Origin of the sequence: Sphingobacterium sp. UBA5670 (assembly GCF_002420705.1) — a bacterium.
Lineage (GTDB): Bacteria > Bacteroidota > Bacteroidia > Sphingobacteriales > Sphingobacteriaceae > Sphingobacterium.
In genome coordinates, this window is the sequence record NZ_DIIM01000020.1 from 223,879 (window position 1) to 245,320 (window position 21,442).

Consider the following 21,442-nt stretch of genomic DNA (forward strand, 5'->3'; position numbering starts at 1 on the left):
AGAGTATGAATAGCCATTTTAAATAGCTGAACCACTTGTAAAATGGCTTACAGGTGTTTAAATAAAAAAAGCAGAAGCAAGAATGCTTCCGCCAGGTTTTTCATTTACTCATTAATCCAAACTCTTATAGTTTAAGGCCTTAGTCAAGTAACAAGCTAATAACTTCTTAATCTTATCTATAAACCCGATTTCAAAACCAGCTTTTGGCAACGGGTTATTACCATTCAAACGGTTTATTAGATAATTCTAAATCCCCTGATAAATCATTTCGAAAAACAAGTATTCCCATTGAATTCCATTTATGAATTAGTGCGAGTTTTAATTTCGGATGAATTTCTCTTCTTACAATATTTGTTTTCCTGTACAAATATTTCTTAAAAACTTTATTGGGAGCTACTTTATCGAGTTTACTTTTTATTATAGGATCTACTCTATAAAAGTCTATTTCTTTAGATTTTTGACTAGAAAGTTTAACTAATGTTGGTATCCTATCCAATTCAAAATTATTGTCAACAAACTCAATATTCGCAGGCATGACATACTGAATAATACCACTCGAATTTGAATCTATAATTTGTACGTTTATACTTAAATACATAGTTGTTCCAGATTCAACATTTTTGAAATAATAACCTATATAAGAATTCAAAACAGAGTCATTTCTTAAATGATAAATTCCGAATTTGTTTTCCTCTCCAGCCTCTCCATTGTTCGTGCTATTTTGTGAAAAAGTAGTTATAGTAATGAGAAGTAATAATATCGCAAAAGTGTATTTTTTCAAATCTAAATATTTTTAAAGTCTATAATTTTTGAATCAATAAGAATAATCAGGGACGAACTTTGTAATTCCTTTCCTTTGCCTTTCTCCCATTTTGATATTTCTAAGTGAAGCTTGACAAAAAACCAGTTAATTAAACCTCTGTTCTTCTATGTCACGATAACGAAACTTTCAAAAGTTGTTTACCGTAATTAACAATATAACCAATTACAAGCTAAGGGAATTATTGTAATACTGAATCTGTATTGTTTTAAAATACAGATCATACTTTGATGCTGTATGGTCATTTATAGCCTTTAAATAATTGTTTTTTTCAATTAAAAATTCCGAATGGTTAATCAATCCTGATTCAAATCTCTTTGATGCCGCATAAAATGCTTCTTCCGAGTATTTCTTCCTACTGCTGTTTGCCAAGTATCTTTGGTAGGCTATGTTATATTCAATACATATTTTATACACTGCTTGTTTAAGTTTTTCGGAAGACTCATACTCATAGGTAATCTGTTTTTGAAATTGGAGCTTATTCTGTTCTATATTTTTTTTTGATTGCAGGTTGTTAAAAACAGGCACTGAAATACCTATCCCTAAATATTGAGATAGATTGTTGCCAAACTGCTTTCCAAAAGGCATTGTAACCGTTTCACCATTTGGCAATGTCTCAAAATAAGAACTTGAATAGTTAGTGCCGGTAGAGCCATATATCGAAAATTGTGGCAAAGTTTGAGCCTTTGAAATTTGTAAATTTTTAGCGGCAATTTTCTTTTGGGTGGATGTAATCTTAATTTCTGGCAAATGAGATTTTGCAATCTCATAAATTAGTAAAGGCTCTAATTTTTCAACACTTAAATTATCAATATTTTCAGGTATTACTAATTCCATTTCATGTTCTAAAGAGAAATTCATGATTGCCTTTAGCTCAAGTTCAGATTGCTTAAAGTTTAATTCGGCTTGAAAATAATCCGCACTATCAACTGATAATTGATTTAAAGCTTGTGCTAATTCCAACCTATTGCTTTTACCTACTTCAAAATACTTTTGAATTTTATTTTGATTATTCTTGCTGATTTCTATCTGCAATTCTGAATTGCTGATTTGTTCTTTAGCTAATAATACACGTAAGTAGGCGGTAATAACGGTAAGCTCGACTTCATTTGAAACTTTTTCTTTTCTTAGGCTTTCAAGTTCAGATGATAAATAAGTAGATTGGATATTTTTCCTTTTTTGGAACCAACCAAATAAAAGTACATTGGTATTGAAACCCAAACCTAGAGATGAAAACCGTGTATTTTCAAATTGATTCGTAGTTGGATTTATTGATCTGCCAAAATTTGTACCATAGTTAGCTGTAGGAGATAATGAGGGGTATAACTCAAATTTACTGTACTGGTAGTTTAATTTTGCCATCCTTTCATCAATCTTTGCAATACTCATTTCTATATTGTTTTCTACAGCATATCTTACACAATCAGCTAAAGTAAATTTGGTCTTTGATTGACAAAAGGTACTTTGGTTAATTAAAAAAGTAGCAGTTATCGTTAGAAAACCAATAGTTTTAATCATAATCTATTTTTTAAGCTGTTTGACAAAATCATAATACAGTCTTTCTGGTAGCCGCATATCCTTTGTAATAATCTCTGCATTTGCCAATAATCCTTCTTTAAAGCCAAGATTTATACTATAATTACTGATTAAGCTGTTTGGTAAACTAATACGTGCCAAATAGTAGCCACTGTCAACAGGTATATCACTTATATAATCAATTTTCCCTTTAACAATACCAAATTGCTGCCATGGGTAAGCATCAAACTTTAGGATTACCATTTGTCCCAAAGAAACTTTGCCAAAATTATTCTGAGAAATTTTCATTTCAAGAAAGACATTTTGCATCGGAGGAATTATATATGCGATAATTACTCCCTGTTCTAAATATTGACCGGGCTGATAGAAACTTGAAAAATTAATTTTGCCCCCGTTTTTTGCAACAATTAAGTAGTTTTTTTTCCATTCATATATCTGGCTTTGCATGTTCCCTAAAGCCTCTTTAAATAATATCCTATTATTGTTTTCTTGGTTTTCAAGTTCCAGTAGCTCTTTTTGAATGCCGTTGGCTTGCCCTTTATTTGACAAATGCCCTGTTTGAAGTTGGGCGTGTGAAGATTTTTTGTTTAAATCCAAACTCACAAGTTTTGTATACTCCTCTTCTGAAATAAGCCTTTCTTCCAATAGTTTTCTATTCTTTATAATTGATGTTTGACTAAGTTCTAAATCCTGTTTATTAATTGATTCTTGCTTTTTTAGTATTAATTCAGATTCTCTATAATTGATCAGGTCCATGCTTAATAACTTTTTCTTATCACTGGAATAATTTCCAAGTGTATAATTTTCAAATGGAATATAGGCTTGCATCAAGCTAGAAAATGAGGGTTGAAGTTCTCCTAAATCGCGAAATTTATATTGCATGAATTTCTTGATTTGAGGCATGTCATTCCTTTCCATATAGAAGTTCAGGCTATCCAGAATTTTTGAAAGCAACAATACGTCCCGATAGTTTGCTGATGATTCAAGTGTTGCAATTATTTCCCCTTCTTTAACCTCTTCTCCACTTTGAAAGTTAATTGACGATATTCTTCCGGAAATAGGAGCGATAAGTGGCTTTGGATGTGCAGTCCCTCCTAATCTTGCTTTTGCATTAACTGTATCAGGATATTTGATAAACCATGATCCAAAGGCAAAAATTAGAATAATTGAGGCCGTTAACCATGTGCCATTTCTGGCTAGCTTGCTTGGCTTAATTTGATGCATATTAATTAATTTCCCAGTTCTAATTGATTTTTTACTAATTCATAGTAGTCATTCTTGCGTTCACTAAGGCTTGTGTGTGTTCCTTTTTCAACAAGATGCCCATTTTTCAAAACGACAATTTGGTCTGCATTTCTAACTGTACTTAATCTGTGTGCAACAACCACAACTGTTCTACCCTGAAAAAAGCTTTGTAAGTTATTTAGTATCACCTTTTCATTGTTAGCATCAAGTGAGTTAGTCGCCTCATCAAAAAACAATAATTGGGGATCTTTGTAAATTGCTCTTGCAATCAGGATTCTTTGTTTCTGCCCCATACTTATACCCGATCCTTCCATTCCAATTTTAGTATTAAAACCTAGGGGAAGATTTTCGATAAAGTCTAAAATGTTTGCCATTTTTGCTGCATAACTAAGACGTTCATTATCTGGTTCACCGTCACCTACGGCTATATTACCTGCGATGCTATCATTGAAGATAAACCCATCCTGCATCACACTTCCGATCATTGATCGCCAATTCCCTGGAACAATACTTCGCAGTTCTTTTTGATTTTCAGAATTATTAAATGAGACCTTTATGTTGCCTTTATAATTTTCATCATAGAATTTTTGAAGAATTTTCAGCAAAGTAGTTTTGCCACTTCCACTTACACCAACAATAGCTGTTACCTTGCCAGCCGGAATATGCAAGTTTAGATTTTTTATTATTCTATCCTCTTCAGAGGAGTAAAACCCGAATGACAAATTTTCAATTGAAAGTTCTATGTTAATTTTGTTTGAGTCGTTATTCTGAAGATCGACTTGCTTTTCGTCTTTTTCTTTATGTATTTCATTCAATCGTTCAAGTGAAATTTTTGCATCCTGAAACTCCTGGATAAATCCTGTCAATTGCTGAACAGGATTATTTAATGCCCCAAGAATATATTGAATTGCAAGCATTGCACCTAATGTTAGATCACCATTAATAACTGAAGTTGCAACTATACCCGTAACAAGAAGATTTTTCCCTTCATTTAAAAACAATGCGCCAGCGCTTTGCATCTGGCCTATTGATAAGCTTTTGAATCCAATAGCGAACAAGCCTCTTTGCATATTCTCCCATTTCCATCTAAAAGCCTGCTCTGCATTTGATAACTTTATTTCTTGCATTCCTTGTACCATTTCAAGGGTGGCACTATTCTCTTTTGCAGCCAGGGAAAATTGTTTATAGTTTAGTTTTCTTCTTTGCTTTAAAAATATCATGATCCATAGCGTGTATAAGATACTACCTGTGAGAAATATGAGGAAAATGGGAATACTATACAAAAGCATAGCAAATGAATATACTATCAGGTTCATTAGTGAGAACATGATGTTAATGCTATTGCCTGTCATAAATTTTTCAATTCTGTGCTGGTCACCAATTCTTTGAATTATATCACCCGTTTGCTTAATGTCAAAGTATGAGATAGGAAGCCTCATTAATTTTGACCAAAAGTCAGTTAATAATGATAGGTTTATCTTGGTACTGATGAATAACAATAGGCCCTGCCTCGAAAATTCGATAACTGTACGACCAATCATAAGTACAAATTGGGCTATCAATGCTATATAAATGAAATTGATGTCATTAGCGTTGATTCCTTTATCTACAATTCCTTGTGTAAGAAAAGGTATTAATAACTGGAACATGCTTGCAGCAAAAAGGCCGATTATGATCTGGAAAAAATATTTTTTGTGTTGCGATAAGTAGGTAAAAAGCTTAGTCCAGGTAATTTCCTTTGAATCTTTTGTACTTAAAGATGACTCATTATTTTCAAGAAAAGCCGGTCCAGGTTCCAAAAACAAGGCTATCCCTTCATTAAATTCATCACCATGCCACATATCTTTGAATGTAGAATAATCAACTTTAATCAACCCGTCGATTGAGGGATCGGCAATCAAAAACAACACTTTGTCAAGTTTGCCATTAATTTTGTAAACCTTGTGTAACACAACAAAATGCCCATTTTTCCAATGTAAAATGCAGGGTAAAGGAGCTTCCCTAAGAGCGTCAATATTACATTTTACACCAAGAGAATTTAATCCAATACTTTCAGCAGCTATACTGATTGATTTTAAACTTACTCCTTGCTTTCCTGTTTCACAGATTTTCCTTAAATAATTTATAGTAAGCTCCTTGCCATATTGTTTTGCAATAATTTTTAAGCAAGTAGCACCGCAATCCATAAAATCAAGCTGCCTATAGAATGTATATTTCAAATTAAGGTATTTTAAAAGTTATAAGGCGTAGATTTACTTACAGTCCTTCAAAATGGTAAGAAATCTTTTATTAGCTAGGAAAGTAGCTTGTAATTCATTATCAGAAAATGGGTAAATAAGCGTGAATTGATCCCTGATTAGAAATTTATCATTATTATTCGTTAATGAATAGGTCATTTTCAAATAGCTATTATCCAGCTTTTCCAGGTGTATCAATTTGCGGAAGCTATCTATTCTTTCTTTAACATCAATTGGTTTTGTAAACTCTACTATGGCCGGTTTATCTTCGTATACCGAACAATTGTAGATGAAGAAATAGTTTGATGTTCCATAAATCCTCCCAGAGAAATTGGGGTTTTGATCGTTAAGTTGTGCAAAATCGTAATTATCCAATTCACCACATTTTACCGCACTTAAACATATCTCATCTAGCGCTTTATTATAAATTAATCCTTTGTAATAACTGCTAAGGATGTCATAAATAGCTTTATGCTCATTAATTAATGTATCATTTTTTGTTTCAATTCCCAAAATTTGTTCAGTCGGAAAACCATTATCATTTATGAAGCTTGTAAATGAGTTTATAAGGTGAGCGTATTGAACGGTTAATAGTGGACTTTCCTTAAAATTTTTGCGTGTTTTATTAGATATCAATTCCCTATGCATATCTAATAACTGATTAAATCTTTTTCGATAGGCTGCATTTTCCAATCTTTGATTGTCAGACCGCTTCCTGCAATTATTTAATAACCGTTCCCACCATTTTTTCTCTTTTGCTAAGCATTTAGCTAAAGTGATTGAATTTGTAAAGTACAAAGAGTTAATGCCCAGATTAGATAATTTCCATGCGTATTGTTTAGCTGCTTTTATATTGCCCAATGAAATTGAAGTATGTAGGGCATTATGTAAGTTTAATGCTGAAATTTTGTTGAAGTTTTCTGTTGCTTTATTATATTGGTAATGGGCAGCTTTGTAATCATTTTGTATCAATGCTAACTCAGCTAAATTGATATGATTACGATATGAGACCACATCGACTCTAGCGTATATAGCAAAAGGCATTATGGTTAAAATCAAAATTATGCAAAATATGTACCTCATGTTAATTTTCTAAATTGTAATAAGCAATCGCCCGTTTTTTTTCTGGGTCATTGAACCATTCCTCCCAATTTTGACTTTCAGGTTTAAATCCACATTTAAGAGGTGCCGAGTATATATCTGTTGGATCTTCCAAATATGCCCTGCAATCAGAACAGGCATTTCTAAATGCGCATTCATTACATTTTTTTATTTCCTGCTTCCTTATATGCCAATACTTTAGAAATTCACCTTGTACAATAACATCATGTAAATTTGTGTTACTGGCATGCCCGTACGATTCTATCATGCTAGGGCAATTTTTTATCAATCCGTTTTCATCAATTGATATTTTCCGGTTAAGGCACGTATTGAAATTTTTCGATTCGGTATAGAAATTTATGGTGGCTGTAAAATATCTTTGATCAATTTTTCCGCAGCTTGAACAATTATTAATTTTGGATACGCTGTAGTCAATTGTTGCTATTTTACCTTCAACTGATTTAGTTTCTTCCTTTTCGGCGTTGAAAACTGTAATCCCAGATAATCTAGGATATTTAAAAAGGTAACTCAGGTTGTCAAATATTATTGAATCCTTATGCGGCATTAGAACATCTACAGAAATAATAGTAGATCCATCCAGCGATTTTAGTATGTGCTCAACAGCCGTTAAATCTTCAATTTCAAAAAACCTTAATTGTATATGTTTGCATTGTAGAACACTTAATTCATTTAACACCTTAATTACATCGTAGGAAGGTTCATATCTAAAGTCCATAATGGCAGAAAAAATTGCTTCTGGAGCATACCAAGTTTCTTCAATTTCAGGAAATTGTTCAGGCGAGGTTGTAAAGAAGATATAGTCGTTCTCAAATAGGAAACTGAAGTATGAATCCAAAATTGTGGATTCATCAGGGGTATATAGCTTTTTAATTTCCGAAATTGACATTCCCTGATTTTCCTGAAGTACTGTCAAAAGACTATTCGGTATTGGCTGAATTCCCTGGTTTTCAAGATCAGAAATTGTACTAAAATTTTTTCCCGCTGTCAACTTACAGTTGGCAAATAATTTAAATGGAATGTTTTCAGGATAACTCATATCATTTTAGAAATTGGTTTTGGACTTTTGTATACCAGACATTTCATAGATTGGAAAAGATCAATCCTAACATATAGATCTAATTTTTCAGAATTTTTGTGACTAAATGCCGTTAAATAACTAAACGATATAGGTAGTTTCTTTAATGCTTCCTTAGTAACATGTTTGATTAGCGGCTCGTGCATGTGAATTTTCAACTTTGTTTAAGTAATCGGCAATTTTTTTTTCGATATGAAAATTGCCAGCTTTTGATAAAAAACCAAATTGACCAAATGGATTTACTTCTAAAAAGTATATCTCATCATTTGGTGTTACGATCAAGTCAATAGAACCATAATTTAGTTTTAAATTGTGCATCAGTCTGTTTAGTATTTTTTGATATTGAACATCTAGGTTGTACGGAACTGTCCTTAGTTTTTCGCCATTCCTAAAATCGATCATTGCCGACCTATCACGTTGTGAAAATATAGCAACGGAATGAACTTCATTGTCAAACCAAAAAACACGTACTTCAAAATTTTTAGGTATAAGTTTTTGAATCAATGAAGGAGAAAAATCATTCGATAGGCGCTCCATATCCGACCGCGTTATTTCTTCAGTTCTTTGACCGCTTATGGAAAATTCACCTGCTTCAATTTCTGCTCCATTCCCAATACTCTTTGTTATAATTCTTTCCCATTTGGAAAAGTAGAATTCTAACTGTTGTTTTGAGTTTACAATTGCTGTTGGTGGCACCATTAATCCACATTCTTTAGCAATTCTAAGTACCGTTAGCTTATTTATATCAATTGGGAAATTCCCGAAGCCTTTCTCTGGGAAACCTTTGTAGAAATGGGCGTATAATAACTTGCTCTCCCCAAACAAATATTTGTTTATCCCCATACCAAAATTATCCATTTTCGTTAACGGCGAGTTTATTTTTACTGTACCGCCATTTAAATAGAAGCTGCTATATATACTTCTAATTTTCTTCTCATTGTTCCCCAGTATGTCTATCCCTTTTTCGCTTTCAGAGATTGAATTGAAAAAGTCATTGATGAAATTTATTCTTTTGAATGGAATCCCATAACTGGTAAGCCAGGAAACAACTTCATTTGCTGTTTCATCTGCAAATCTGGAGTGTATTAAGACCATTATGTTTATTTACATCCTTTAATGTTATTTATAAGCAATACACTTGATTCAAGGAATGACTTTTCTGAAGCGGAATTTCCAAAACTTCCTATTGAACTTATATGCTCCTTGAACCTAAAACTTGATCTTGGGTTTTCTAGTTTGTATTTAATTTTTACTAGAGATTGCTCTACATTTGGCATCCAGTATAGCTCTCTTAGGCTATCTATTTGTACAATTTTTTTTGAATCTGTAAATTCATCTGGAATATATATGGCACATTTATATTTTACAAAAAGGTGAGAAGTTCCGAAAAACATATTACCATTTGCAGGATTTGCGTCACGCATATTGGCATAAATGTAGGGATGTAGTAATCCTTTACTTAGTGACTGTTTGCATACCTGATTAAATAGCGTATCAAATTTTTGTTTTCCCTGAAAATTATGCCGGATTATAATGTAGAATTGTGGCATGGATAGAATTGTGGTATCATTTTCAGTTTGAATTCCCAGGTCAAATTCACTTGATAACCCATTTTCCACTATTATATCATATAGCTTTTTTGATATCGAGTCATCAATTGAATTTAGCATTTGTTCATCCAACGTAGGATCTTTTCTTAAATTCCGGAAGTGAGCTTCTTGGTCTTTTGTAAATAAATCAAAAAGCTTTTCATTTAATCCCTTGTTTTTTGTTGAGAAATAATTTTGTCGATTTTTTGCAACAGCTATTAGGTTCATCCATTTTCTATTGTTATATTTCTTCAAACAATGAAACTCTGATTTTTTTTCAAAAAATTGATTACCTATACCTTTTTCTGCCAGCATAAATGATAATTGATAGGCAGCTTTGAAATCTTCTAAATCCAAAGCGAGCAATGCCGCATTGTAAAGATCAAGAGCATAATGATTAGTATTTATCTTAAATGCTTTCTTGTAGGTATCTAATGACGTTTGGTTCTGTCCATGGCAAATAAATAATTCTGCTTCATTAGTCAGAGCATAGTAGGATTTTAGATCTTTGGTTGTATTGCCATATCCAGTAACAGTAAGTAACAATAGCAAAATAGATATAATGAAATTTGGCATATATTATTTTTTTGAGAATGGTTTGCCAACAAAACATTTGTTGACAAACCATATTTCTTAAATTATAACTAAACGGGCTGATAGATAGTTTCATATCCAACACCAAAATAGCACACCTCGCCAGATTCAAGATCAACAGTATCGCTCTCAAATGATCTGTAAGTATGATTGTATCCGATGATTACGCCTCTGCTATCGTAAACTTCCTTAGTGTATGAAAGTGATCTTGCTCCCTTACTCGGCTCAATCGCTCCACCTGTAACTTGGTTTAATTGGTTTGAAGGGATTTTCTTGAATTTTTGGGGATCTAATGTCTGTAAATTCATTCTAATTAATTTTTGAAGTTAGTAAATTAATGATTGAAACCTATTCTTGAGTACCAGTCCAGTACCAATCAGTCCAAATGTCTTCAACACCGTAAAAACACTCATCTTGTCCTATTTCATCGGACGAGTAGTACCGAATAAGGTCTCTTTGATAAGTTGCAATTCCCCCTTGGGTCGCCTTTTTTACGGTTTCATGTTTAATGGTAAACTGACCTTTTCCTGTAGCTTCACCTCCAAGAATTTCGGCCATTTGGTTTAATTCGAGTTTCTTGAACTTACCCGAATCAATAGCTTCTAAACCCATAACGGTATATTTAAAGAATTCTCCATGTCTTAACGCCATTGGAGATAATGTTCAGCGTACCCCATTTTTTTTTCGGAATAGGTGTATAAACCTCAATTCGTAGCTACTGAATATTTTAAATGGCTTTTACTTGCTATATTATAGAACTGAAATAGTTGATTTAACAGTTAGCGGTGAAAGATATTATTACTTCCTTTTAGATCTTTTTGGGTTTAATTTATTTGGTGCTTTATTCTTATTGATTCATAATAGAATCTTTCTTAATCTCTTCCAGATTTTTCTCTTTCAGCTCTAATTCATCGAAATTATTAATATCAACAATTGACATTTCGGGAAAAACACCCATTTTTAAATGTAGCTGTTTCCCCTTTTCTTTAAGTTTAAGATGAATTGAGTAAGCAAAAAGAGTAATTGAGAGAAGCAAGAAAATAAAGCACAAAACGAATAACTTTAAATAATTCATAATGCAAAATTTACCGATACATTCGAATAATTAAACATAAAAAAATTGGGTTAGTGGGTTTAAAATGAATTGGCATACCCCAACTTACAGTAATCAAAATTATTTTTAATTATTAGCATTGGATTTAATAATTAATTGTAGGATTGCACTTTAACCGCAACTACAATTAATAGCAGAGATATTGATATAATAAGTTTTCTCATAATAGTTTCTTCATTTCAGTTGATAGTGTCCCGAATGTTGTGTAGAAGATGAATATTTATTTCACTATAATGAGCAATAATATAACTTAATTCCTAATATACTAAAATTTTTAGTACAAATTATTTCGGTTTAACCTTATCTTTGTTCGGAAAAACAGAAACTATCATGAATATCAATAAGTTAGCAGCATCCCATATTAAGGAAATACGCAATAAACTTGGTTTTACGATTGAATATGTTGCATCAAAATTGGACATTGCAAAATCTACATATAGTAGCTTTGAAAATGGTCATACAGATGTACATCTTTCCCGAATTGTTGCTTTAGCGGAAGTATTTGAAATGCCATGGACTGATTTGCTCCCTATAACCAACAATAGCCAAAATTTTAACGGTCATAATGGAGTAAACGGTAATCACAATACCAATACAACTCTAAATAATTTTTTTTCTGATTCAAATAATATTTCAGCAATCATGGAAAAAATTCAAGATGCCATTACTCCTAAAAAGTAAGACTTAATTATTTGGGCCAATTGAATGATAATTTTCTATAGCTATAAATTGAATCAAAATACTATCCTGGAACTCGTTAAAAGAAATAAATTAATAAACACTTTTATTTCACATTTTTGTGCAGTATTTTAACCTTAAAATCTCCTGATTCACCCAATTTGAAATACTAAAGCCTTGATTTTCAAAAGGCAAAACTACAGATTTGAGCTGTTAATCATTTAGCACCCAAATCGAAGGTTATGATAGAAATTGCACAAAAGCTTCACCAGGAACTTAAACAGCACATTCATGAGTTGGACTTCAATGGCATTTCCGGGTTGGACTATTATAAAAGATGTTACCAATTATCCTGCAGCATTCTTAAAAGATTAAGAGCCGCTTTATCAGAGTACAAATTTAAAAATCCAGAGAAAGAAATAGAGTTTTTCAAATTCATAAAGCCACGATTGCATTCTGAAGTACTGTTCTATCTGGAATTGTATCGAATGGAACTTAATTGCCCTTCAAATAGGGATAAAAAGGCTCAGTTATCTTACCTAAAGCAGCTATCCGTATACTATGCACAGCTACTTAATAATAATTGCTTGCTCAAACTCTATTTTCTTACTGAACGATGTGAGGAGGATAACATGCTTTTTTTGAGAAGTAGCAGTATAAATAGTTTTATACCTTTCGATCCCCTACAGGAATTCGATTCCTTATTTCCACCTGCAAGTACAGAGTTTGCACGGATCATCGCCTACCAAAGGGTATTGGATGAAATAAGTGAGAAAACGACAAGCTTACGGAAGGGATCAAAAGAAATTCCCCGTGCCATGACAGCCCTTACCTGGACTGGAACAAAGATGGAATTGGTAGAATTAGGATACGCACTGCATTCTGCAAAAAGCTTAAATAACGGTAAAGTGGAATTAAAGAAGATTATGATGGGCCTTGAGCAGCTTTTCAATATTGAGATCGGTCAATATTCCAGATATTATCAAAATCTACTAATACGGAAAGGAAGCCGCACACCCTATACCGAGAAATTAATCGAGGATCTTAGTCAAAGAATGGAGGATTCTGATTTAGGCAAGTAATAAATTTTCAACAATACAATTCTTAACAGTGTCATTGATAACTTATTCAATGGCACTTTTTTTTTTGAAAAAAACGATAAAAATAAGGCTTTACAATTTTTTTTTATACAAAAACATCACGAATGTAATTACATGGGATTACATATACAACTCGAATACAAATCGCTGGAAATCAACCAATTTAAAGGTTTTTCATAATTAATATTAGTCTTTAATCAACCTTAACGCTCTAAAAACTCCCGTTTTTTAAGCTTTTTGTAATTACATCAGACTGTAAATCAAGCCTCTATTTTCAAAGCAACTTTGCAATAGAAACAAACAATAATGTTAAACCAAAAATTGTAAAGCGATGCTACAAAACATTTCATGGGGGCAATACCTCTCGATATTAATACTCCTGGTCCTTATTTACTACGTGTGGTACTTTATAAAATATTACCAGGATGGAATAATCAAAAGACTATCAAAGGATAAGTCAGATGATGATATAGAAGTATATAATCCCTTTCCTGAAGAAAAACCATCGGAAGACTTAGAAATCGAGCTACTCGAAAATATGGTCAATGAAATAAGGGAATTCATATTGGATAAGGCAGGCAAACAGGTTGACAAAAATGAGCTGGCCCAACAGCTGGAGTCTTATGTCGCAAACTTTAATGGGTTACATAAGCCTGCCTTCCGATATGCCCTTACTAATTATATAATACAACAGGCAGAAATCAAATGCGGGGTAGTCTTTGAGGAAAGAGAACTGGAGGCTATGTGGGATAAGCTATCCCGCTAACATTTTACAACACTAAAATTCAAGCATTATGAAATTTTTATCTATGGTAATTGCAATAGGAGCATTAGTAACAAGCTCCTGCAAAGAAAAAATCTGGGATGTTACCCTACCCACGGAAAAAGTAACAAATCCCATCAATGAAAATGGTGAGCTATCAGGTTCTCTTCCATGGAAGGCTTTTAACTCCATGAAGGAATTTGAGCAAACAATGTTAACTCTTCATTCCCTCCATGAAGATGAGCTATTAAACTGGGAAAAAAGCCAAAAGGGTTTTATCTCATGGCTTTCTAAAACCAAAGCTCAAAACGATAGTGTTGCTGAGATCCCAGACATTCAATTAGCTACTATTCTCGACAAAGAGGGAAGAATACAGGTGGCCGACACTATTTATCAATTTGTGCCGGGAATTAAAGAAGGAATTGGTTACGCAATTCCGGCTAGGTACAAGGACCAGATTTTAAAAGGGCAGACCGACTTTAGGAATTGGAAAGGAGTAGCAACATACAGTATTTCCTTAACCTTAATGCCATTTCCAAAATGGTTAGATCCCGATCAAATCATAGATAAACAACCCGGAGTTTCCATTTGCGATTTTCCAAACTCCTTTCTTTTCCCCTGGTGGGGACATAAAGGTGATCAGATCTTCCATAGTGACACTGGAAATTTATTACCAAAAGATAATGGGCGAAGTGTCCGAATAGATTATCACCGCTGGCGCGTTGGATTCCTATTTTACAGTTCCGCTGGAGTACGGGTAAAGGCATGGAAAGATACAAGAATTGGAGGGTGGATGTCTACCATAAAAATGGATAACGTCCAACTTGAAAGCTGTATCAAGGGTAAAGTTGTAATACCAGGTTTGTTTCCACAAAACTTTCATGAATCCGTGAGTATGTACGCAACAAATACAAACAAACTTGAAAAAACGCTAATCTGGGCTGCAGCCCCAATGCATGTAGAAGTTCTACCGGAGCATTTTAATATAAAGTTTAAAGTAACCTACAAGGGTCAACCTATTAGCCGATCCGTTCGGGAATAATTAGACCCAACCGGGGAATAGATGATTGGGAAATGTGTGACGGAACTTCCCCGGTTTATTTATAAACATCAAACGGAGGGCGGTATTAAGTGAAATGGAAATCAAGTGAAGAGAGAGATATTACCCCCTCCTATCATAAAATAGATACAATGAAAAAGGTTTTTACGATAAGTGCGGTTGGGAAGAGAATAAAAACAAACCGCTTTTCATTAATCATGCTATGCCTCCTGTTAGCTGTAGGAAACAGTTATGGACAGGATGGTTCAGCTGGAATTCAGGCAGCCAATACCCAGGTGCGCTCCTACTTCGATGGAGGTACTCAATTAATGTATGGCGTAGGCGCTTTACTTGCCCTTATCGGTGCAGTAAAAGTATATCAAAAATGGAACGCCGGCGACCCGGACACCAGTAAAGTTGCAGCATCCTGGTTTGGCTCCTGTATATTCCTAGTCGTAGTAGTAACCATAATCCGAAGCTTTTTTGGATTGTAAAATAGAAAACTCATGCACCAGCAATTAAAAGAAAAACTTTGGGCTTATATAGTCCACAATAATCCTGAACTCATGTTCACCCTACAGGAAGACTATAATGTAACCCAATACCTGGAAGACAAGGTAAGCGGAGTAATGCCAACAGCCTTGAAACTTCTTGAAGAAGATAAACCAGGTTATGCAATTGTAGAGCTATGTATGGAGGAAATGACTGCTCAGCTAAGACCTTCAAAATATAATTACCTCACCTCTATTTTGGCTTCAGATTTTGAGGATCAATATTCTACACTTAAAGAAGCCGGGCTATTAACTTATGAGGCAGTGAACCTCATCGATTATTGCCAACCAGTATTTGAAAAATACGGCTTCACTGAAGACAATGAAAATAGTAGTTTACTGCGAGGCGCTATAGAAGATAAAATTTCCGAATACCTACAAGAAATGTAAGCTGGGCGACCAGGCATTAGTGAAAACGAAATAGTGAAGAAATGGCTTATAATGCTTTACAAAAATTATCCGATAACATCGGAGCACTGGAAATTGCTCTATCCCTAACCGATCAGGATGTGCCAACCCAACAGCAGCTGGATCAACTGAGAAAGTATTCAGGCTTCGGTGGCATAAAGGCCATACTTTTCGGCCAGGGTTCTATTAATAGTTGGAAAGAAAATGGCGCAGCTCAAGCAGATTTGCGATTACATGAGCCTGTACAACGATTGTACCAGCTAATTTCGACGTACTATGACAATAATGATTTCCATAAAATTTGCGAATCATTAAAAAACAGCACTTTAACGGCATTCTATACCCCGGATTTTGTTCCTGAAACTATATATAGAGCATTGACCGATATTGGTTTCCATCCGAAATACCTTTATGAACCTTCAGCTGGTACGGGCATTTTTATCGAACAAGCAATTCGCAACTTTCCAAACCTTATCCAGATAAAAGCGATTGAAAAGGACTCTTTAACTGCCAGGGTATTAAAAACAATAAGTAAAAGCTGGAAGCACAACACGGAGGTACAGCCAATAGGGTTTGAACAAACTGCGGAAGCAGAAGAAGAAATGGTAGATCTCATGGTGAGCAATATTCCATTTGGAAACTTTAGAGTTCATGATCCCTTGCTTATCGGAGAACATGCAGTAATTCGGGAACGTATTCACAATTATTTTTTCGCTAAAGGCATTTCAAAAGTAGCAGATGGAGGCCTGTTGGCTTTTATTACCACAGATACTTTCCTAAATAACCCTGCAAACCTGGAAGCCAGAAAATACTTGTTCAGCAGAGCAGATTTTATATCCCTGTCTGTGCTGCCTGAAAACCTGATGAGCGATACCGGTGGCACTGACGCACCAACCCATTTATTGATCGTTCAAAAAAACAACGGCAAAACCATATTGAATGAAATAGATAATATCCTCATTCAAACCCAAAAACAGGAACAAGATGATGGAACCTATTTCATAAATAACTATATCCTTAACCATCCACAGATCCGCATGGGTGACCAAATTGCCCCAGGTAAAAACCAATATGGCCAAGCCCACCTGAAAATTAGGCAATCCGGGCCCATCGAAGCAATTGCAGAAAACCTTAATAATATTCTACGCACAGATTTTTCGAAGAATTTAAACCTTCTTAAACTAAATCAGGCCTATAAAACTATACCGCAACCAAATCACGAACTTGCTTCTGATCAATCCTCTTACAGAATTGATTATATCCCTGCCCCCTATATAAACCATCAAGAAGAAGTATCTTTTCAACTGGGCCTATTTGAAGCGCTACCCAATGAGCAGATAAACCGCGCTCAGGCATACATCAGTGTAAGAGACGAACTCTTTGTTCATAAAGCTTCGGCAAAAGTACTTGCTACAATTTCCACTAAAGATAATCCCAATCATGATCTGGCAGTGCTCATTGCTTCAAAAAGGCAAGGCACCAACCGTTTTATGTATAAAGTATATGTAAATGCTTTTGGAAATTGGACCACCGAAAAATGGCAAAATGCAACTGGCATTAAACAAGAATGCGCCACGTTGACCAATAAGTTGAATCAATATAGTCATGAATATAATATTCATGCTGATGATCAGATTCATAACCTATTCCCTTTAAAAGGCAATAACCTTGAATCAAAACTGGACATAAAACCATTTTACAGCTCCGGAACCCTTATCATCCATGAAAATGCACTATATACCATAAAGGAGATCAATAAAGACAGGACCACCGCCACCTTAAACAAAGTTTCCGGCGAAGATGAACAGCTTGATTTCTTTATGCATTATATAGCGTTGAGAAACACTTATTATGAATTATATAAGCTTGAACATGCAGGGCAAAGCGATTCGGGAACATTGAGATCTGATTTAAATAGGCATTATGACCAATTAACCAATGGTTTTCCGTCCTTAAATGATACAACATTGTCCAAGAGGATAAGGATTGATACTGCACATGGCAACAATATATTATCCTGCCTGGAGAAGAAGACCAGAGAGGGATTTGCCAAAGCAGATTTTCTTTCTTACAACATTTTTGCACCAAAAGAAGCATTTACTACCGAAGATGCAAAGGAAGCCCTCGCCTATTGTCTGGCAGAAAAAGGAACTGTAGACCTTAACCTGATCAGTACTATAATGAATAAAGGGCAATCAGAAGTACGGTCAGCACTTAGAGATGAATTATATCAAGATCCTGATAATGGAAATTGGTTAACAGCGGATCAATATCTAAGCGGAAATGTAGTAGAAAAGCTGCAGTCTGCTATGAAAATACTAAAAGCAGCGCCTGATAATGCCGAATGGCAACACTGTGTCCAATCGTTAAAAGGAGTTCAACCAGAACCCATTCCATTTGAATTACTGGATTTTAATTTCGGGGAACGATGGATTCCTTTGGATTATTATGAAGATTTTGCTACTTATCTTTTTGAAACTCCAGTCAAAATAGCCTACCTAAGATCAAGAGATGAATTTAAGGTTAAGGCAGAAAGTTATAACGCAAAAATTACGCAAGAATTTGCTATTAAACCGATTAGTGGCAAAAACATGTATGGAATTACCCTGCTGGAAAATGCCCTGGAAAATACGGCTCCATTTTTTACCTATACGGTAAAAGATGCAAGTGGCGCTGATCGTAAGCTCCCGGATAATGAAGCCACCCAGCTGGCGCACCAGAAGATTGAAGCTATTCGATCGGCTTTTATTCAGTGGTTGTCAGAACTACCTCAGCAAAGACAGGACTATTTGGTAAAGATATATAACAACACCTTTAATTGTTTCCGACTAAGGGAATATAATGGTGCACACCTCACCTTTCCTGGCCTGGATAAAGCAGCACTTGGAATTGATGACCTATACGAATCGCAAAAAAGTGCTGTATGGAGAGTTCTACAAAATAGAGGAGCTTTAATTGACCACGAAGTTGGTTTAGGCAAAACCCTCACCATGATTACCGCAGCACAAGAAATGCGCAGGTTAAGTATAGCGCAAAAGCCGGTAATCCTGGCTATGAAAGCAAATGTTAGCCAAATAGCTGAAACATACCGCAATGCGTATCCTAATGCAAAAATTCTCTTTCCAGGAAAGGAGGATTTTACTCCGAAAGAACGAGGTCGCATTTTCAACGAAATAAAAAATAATGATTGGGATTGCATCATTTTAACGCATGACCAGTTTTCCAAAATAGAACAGTCGCCAGAAATAATGCAGCAAGTTTTAAGCCAGGAACTATCCAATGTGACTGCAGATCTGGTCACAATGCAGGAATTACGAGGAAATAGCAGTAAAGGGGAAATTAAGGGACTTGAAATACGCAAACAAAATCTCATAGCACGCCTCAAAGAGACGGAACATAAAATTGGCCAAAGAAAGGATAGTGATATAGACTTCAGAAGTATGAATATTGACCACATCTTCTTAGACGAAAGCCACAAGTTCAAAAACTTGACCTTTACTACCCGTCACAGTCGAGTTGCGGGTTTAGGTAACCAAGCCGGTAGCCAGCGCGCTTTAAATATGCTTTACGCAGTTAGGGACCTGCAACAACGTTTCCAAACAGATCTATGCGTAACGTTTCTCTCCGGTACTCCTATTTCTAATAGCCTTACCGAACTATACCTGATCAACAAATACCTTCGGCCCCGTGAAATGGAACGCCAGGGGATTGAACATTTTGATGGATGGGCAGCCGTTTATGCCCGCAAGTCAACAGATTTTGAATTTAGTATAACCAACGAAATTATTGCCAAAGAACGTTTTAGGGAATTTATAAAAGTACCTGAACTGGCAACTTCTTATGCCGAAATAACCGACCATAAAACCGCTAAACATATCAATTTAGACAAGCCAGAACTCGAAGAAATACTGGTTCCGTTAAAACCAAGCGAAGAGCAGCAGGCATTTATTGAAAAACTCATGCAATTCGCACAGACCGGTGATGCCACCCTTCTTGGCCGTTTACCCCTATCCCCAACAGAAGAAAAAGCCAAAATGCTTATTGCAACTAATATGGCTACCAAAATGGCAACGGATATGCGATTGATCGACCCAGTTTTATTCAGCGATCACCCGGACAATAAGGTAAACTCATGTTGCCGGAAAGTGGCTGATATTTTTAAAGAAAGCCAATTACATAAAGGAACACAAATTATCTTTTGCGACTTGGGCACACCTGGAACGGAAGGATTTAACCTCTATGAGGCCATTCGACAAAAACTGGTCACTGACTTTAATATTCCGGCAGCTGAAATCACTTTTATTCATGATTGGTCTGATGCAAAAAAACCTGAATTGTTCCAAAAAATGAACAACGGAACCATCCGTTTGCTTATTGGATCGACAGAAAAAGCTGGAACCGGCCTAAATGTCCAAAAAAGGATAGTTGCGATGCACCATCTAACTATCCCCTGGAAACCTTCTGAATTTGAACAGCGCAATGGTAGAGGTGCACGCCAGGGAAATTGGTTGGCTAAGACACATTTCGAAAACAAAGTCCGCAATTACATATACGCTACAGAAAAATCGTTGGATAATTACCGATTTAACTTAAATAAAAACAAACAGGTTTTTATCAGTCAATTGAAAAATAACAGCCTGGCAGTGAGAAAAATTGACGAAGGAGCACTCGACGAACAATCGGGAATGAATTTCGCAGAATATATTGCAGTTCTCTCTGGCGATACCACTATGCTGGAAAAGGCCAAACTTGATAAGGAAATCTTAAGCTTGGAAAGTCTAAGAGCTGCACACTACAAAGAAATCGCACGGTCGCGGGCTACTTTAGAACGGCTGACAAAGGATAATGAACAAGAGCAAAAGACTTTAGGTTTATTGGAAAATGACGCTACTTTTTACCTGGATCAGCTCAGTTATGGAAAGGATGGAACAAAGGAAAATCCAATAAAGCTAATTGGTGTAAAAAGTAATGAAGCAGAAATATTAGGCCATCATATCATTGATCTATATCAACACTGGAAACCGACGGCCGGGGCTTCGGGAGTTCAGCGAATTGGTTCTCTATATGGTTTCGATCTTTTTATTGAAAAAAAGGAAAACCATTCTCTTACAGGAGAAAACGCCTATCATAACAACCTATTTGCAACAAGAACCGATTCTGGCATTCGGTACGATTATAATCATGGGACGCCAAATGTTGATAATCCGAAATTGGCTGCACGCTATTATCTCAATGCCATTGACCGAGCACCCAATATTGCCGAACAGTACCGTGCCCGGATTGATAAAAATTCCCAAGAAATTAAGCTTCTTTCTATCATTTCACAAAAGGCTTTTGAAAAGCAAAAACTATTAGATGAAAAAAAGAAGGCAGTAGCACAATTAGAGCAGGAGATTACAAAAGCAATTCAAGACAGGCAGTTGGTATTAAACGGTACTGCCCATAATGAGGTACACATGGAAGACAAACTTCCAGACAAACCAGAAAATAGTATAACGGTGGCTAAGGTTTTACCCATTACCAGGCCGGAGATTGTTCATTCACGGAGAATGGGCTTATAATGAACATTAA

The 21,442-nt window shown here is 35.1% G+C and carries 18 protein-coding genes; 7 read left to right on the forward strand and 11 right to left on the reverse strand.

Annotation, left to right across the window (positions count from 1 at the left end; translation table 11 throughout):
* Positions 1-217: 217 nt before the first annotated feature.
* The 11 genes from B3C94_RS17770 to B3C94_RS17820 all read right to left on the reverse strand — a co-directional run bounded on the left by B3C94_RS17770 (position 218) and on the right by B3C94_RS17820 (position 11,293).
* Positions 218-781: a hypothetical protein gene (locus tag B3C94_RS17770; protein WP_293906124.1), complete on the reverse strand. Its 564-nt coding sequence runs from the start codon at positions 779-781 to the stop codon at positions 218-220.
* Positions 782-985: 204 nt separating this feature from the next.
* Positions 986-2,338, reverse strand: a complete 1,353-nt coding sequence (locus B3C94_RS17775; RefSeq protein WP_293906127.1) for a TolC family protein — start codon at positions 2,336-2,338, stop codon at positions 986-988.
* 3 nt (positions 2,339-2,341) lie between these two features.
* Complete coding sequence (locus B3C94_RS17780) at positions 2,342-3,580, reverse strand: HlyD family secretion protein (protein WP_293906129.1); 1,239 nt, start codon at positions 3,578-3,580, stop codon at positions 2,342-2,344.
* A gap of 5 nt (positions 3,581-3,585) precedes the next feature.
* Positions 3,586-5,820, reverse strand: a complete 2,235-nt coding sequence (locus tag B3C94_RS17785; RefSeq protein WP_293906131.1) for a peptidase domain-containing ABC transporter — start codon at positions 5,818-5,820, stop codon at positions 3,586-3,588.
* 33 nt (positions 5,821-5,853) lie between these two features.
* Positions 5,854-6,882, reverse strand: a complete 1,029-nt coding sequence (locus B3C94_RS17790; protein WP_293906133.1) for a hypothetical protein — start codon at positions 6,880-6,882, stop codon at positions 5,854-5,856.
* 40 nt (positions 6,883-6,922) lie between these two features.
* The gene (gene gwsS / locus B3C94_RS17795) at positions 6,923-7,996 is read right to left on the reverse strand and encodes a grasp-with-spasm system SPASM domain peptide maturase (protein WP_293906135.1); all 1,074 of its coding nucleotides are present in this window, start codon (positions 7,994-7,996) and stop codon (positions 6,923-6,925) included.
* Positions 7,997-8,149: 153 nt separating this feature from the next.
* The gene (locus B3C94_RS17800) at positions 8,150-8,893 is read right to left on the reverse strand and encodes a hypothetical protein (protein ID WP_293906137.1); all 744 of its coding nucleotides are present in this window, start codon (positions 8,891-8,893) and stop codon (positions 8,150-8,152) included.
* Positions 8,894-9,135: 242 nt separating this feature from the next.
* On the reverse strand, positions 9,136-10,200 hold the full coding sequence (locus tag B3C94_RS17805; protein WP_293906139.1) for a hypothetical protein: 1,065 nt from the start codon (positions 10,198-10,200) through the stop codon (positions 9,136-9,138).
* A gap of 68 nt (positions 10,201-10,268) precedes the next feature.
* Entirely contained in the window at positions 10,269-10,526 is a 258-nt protein-coding gene (locus tag B3C94_RS17810; RefSeq protein WP_293906141.1) for a hypothetical protein, read from the reverse strand.
* Between the two features lie 40 nt (positions 10,527-10,566).
* Positions 10,567-10,869 carry a hypothetical protein gene (locus B3C94_RS17815; RefSeq protein ID WP_293906143.1) on the reverse strand — a complete coding sequence of 101 codons (303 nt, stop codon included), beginning with the start codon at positions 10,867-10,869 and terminating at the stop codon, positions 10,567-10,569.
* Positions 10,870-11,065: 196 nt separating this feature from the next.
* On the reverse strand, positions 11,066-11,293 hold the full coding sequence (locus B3C94_RS17820; RefSeq protein WP_293906145.1) for a hypothetical protein: 228 nt from the start codon (positions 11,291-11,293) through the stop codon (positions 11,066-11,068).
* A gap of 369 nt (positions 11,294-11,662) precedes the next feature.
* Here B3C94_RS17820 and B3C94_RS17825 point away from each other — a divergent pair, with 369 nt between their 5' ends.
* The 7 genes from B3C94_RS17825 (at position 11,663) to B3C94_RS17855 (ending at position 21,432) form a co-directional block, all read left to right on the forward strand.
* A complete protein-coding gene (locus tag B3C94_RS17825; RefSeq protein ID WP_293906147.1) occupies positions 11,663-12,013 on the forward strand; it encodes a helix-turn-helix domain-containing protein in 351 nt (116 codons plus the stop codon).
* Between the two features lie 239 nt (positions 12,014-12,252).
* On the forward strand, positions 12,253-13,092 hold the full coding sequence (locus B3C94_RS17830; protein ID WP_293906149.1) for an RteC domain-containing protein: 840 nt from the start codon (positions 12,253-12,255) through the stop codon (positions 13,090-13,092).
* Between the two features lie 349 nt (positions 13,093-13,441).
* Positions 13,442-13,876 (forward strand): hypothetical protein, encoded by a 435-nt coding sequence (locus B3C94_RS17835; RefSeq protein WP_293906151.1) that lies wholly within the window; start codon positions 13,442-13,444, stop codon positions 13,874-13,876.
* Between the two features lie 28 nt (positions 13,877-13,904).
* Positions 13,905-14,915, forward strand: a complete 1,011-nt coding sequence (locus tag B3C94_RS17840; RefSeq protein ID WP_293906153.1) for a hypothetical protein — start codon at positions 13,905-13,907, stop codon at positions 14,913-14,915.
* Between the two features lie 215 nt (positions 14,916-15,130).
* Entirely contained in the window at positions 15,131-15,406 is a 276-nt protein-coding gene (locus B3C94_RS17845) for a DUF4134 domain-containing protein (RefSeq protein ID WP_293906214.1), read from the forward strand.
* A 12-nt stretch (positions 15,407-15,418) separates the two neighbouring features.
* The gene (locus tag B3C94_RS17850; protein ID WP_293906155.1) at positions 15,419-15,853 is read left to right on the forward strand and encodes a DUF1896 family protein; all 435 of its coding nucleotides are present in this window, start codon (positions 15,419-15,421) and stop codon (positions 15,851-15,853) included.
* A gap of 41 nt (positions 15,854-15,894) precedes the next feature.
* Positions 15,895-21,432: a DEAD/DEAH box helicase family protein gene (locus tag B3C94_RS17855; protein ID WP_293906157.1), complete on the forward strand. Its 5,538-nt coding sequence runs from the start codon at positions 15,895-15,897 to the stop codon at positions 21,430-21,432.
* Positions 21,433-21,442 lie beyond the last annotated feature (10 nt).

Bases quoted from the DNA above. Each gene is read 5' to 3' on its own strand.
- B3C94_RS17775 (WP_293906127.1), bottom strand. From the start codon at position 2,338: ATGATTAAAACTATTGGTTTTCTAACGATAACTGCTACTTTTTTAATT.
- B3C94_RS17840 (WP_293906153.1), top strand. From the start codon at position 13,905: ATGAAATTTTTATCTATGGTAATTGCAATAGGAGCATTAGTAACAAGC.
- B3C94_RS17805 (WP_293906139.1), bottom strand. From the start codon at position 10,200: ATGCCAAATTTCATTATATCTATTTTGCTATTGTTACTTACTGTTACT.
- B3C94_RS17835 (WP_293906151.1), top strand. From the start codon at position 13,442: ATGCTACAAAACATTTCATGGGGGCAATACCTCTCGATATTAATACTC.
- B3C94_RS17845 (WP_293906214.1), top strand. From the start codon at position 15,131: ATGCTATGCCTCCTGTTAGCTGTAGGAAACAGTTATGGACAGGATGGT.
- B3C94_RS17855 (WP_293906157.1), top strand. From the start codon at position 15,895: ATGGCTTATAATGCTTTACAAAAATTATCCGATAACATCGGAGCACTG.
- B3C94_RS17815 (WP_293906143.1), bottom strand. From the start codon at position 10,869: ATGGCGTTAAGACATGGAGAATTCTTTAAATATACCGTTATGGGTTTA.
- gwsS (WP_293906135.1), bottom strand. From the start codon at position 7,996: ATGAGTTATCCTGAAAACATTCCATTTAAATTATTTGCCAACTGTAAG.
- B3C94_RS17810 (WP_293906141.1), bottom strand. From the start codon at position 10,526: ATGAATTTACAGACATTAGATCCCCAAAAATTCAAGAAAATCCCTTCA.
- B3C94_RS17830 (WP_293906149.1), top strand. From the start codon at position 12,253: ATGATAGAAATTGCACAAAAGCTTCACCAGGAACTTAAACAGCACATT.
- B3C94_RS17825 (WP_293906147.1), top strand. From the start codon at position 11,663: ATGAATATCAATAAGTTAGCAGCATCCCATATTAAGGAAATACGCAAT.
- B3C94_RS17800 (WP_293906137.1), bottom strand. From the start codon at position 8,893: ATGGATAATTTTGGTATGGGGATAAACAAATATTTGTTTGGGGAGAGC.
- B3C94_RS17850 (WP_293906155.1), top strand. From the start codon at position 15,419: ATGCACCAGCAATTAAAAGAAAAACTTTGGGCTTATATAGTCCACAAT.
- B3C94_RS17790 (WP_293906133.1), bottom strand. From the start codon at position 6,882: ATGCCTTTTGCTATATACGCTAGAGTCGATGTGGTCTCATATCGTAAT.
- B3C94_RS17780 (WP_293906129.1), bottom strand. From the start codon at position 3,580: ATGCATCAAATTAAGCCAAGCAAGCTAGCCAGAAATGGCACATGGTTA.
- B3C94_RS17820 (WP_293906145.1), bottom strand. From the start codon at position 11,293: ATGAATTATTTAAAGTTATTCGTTTTGTGCTTTATTTTCTTGCTTCTC.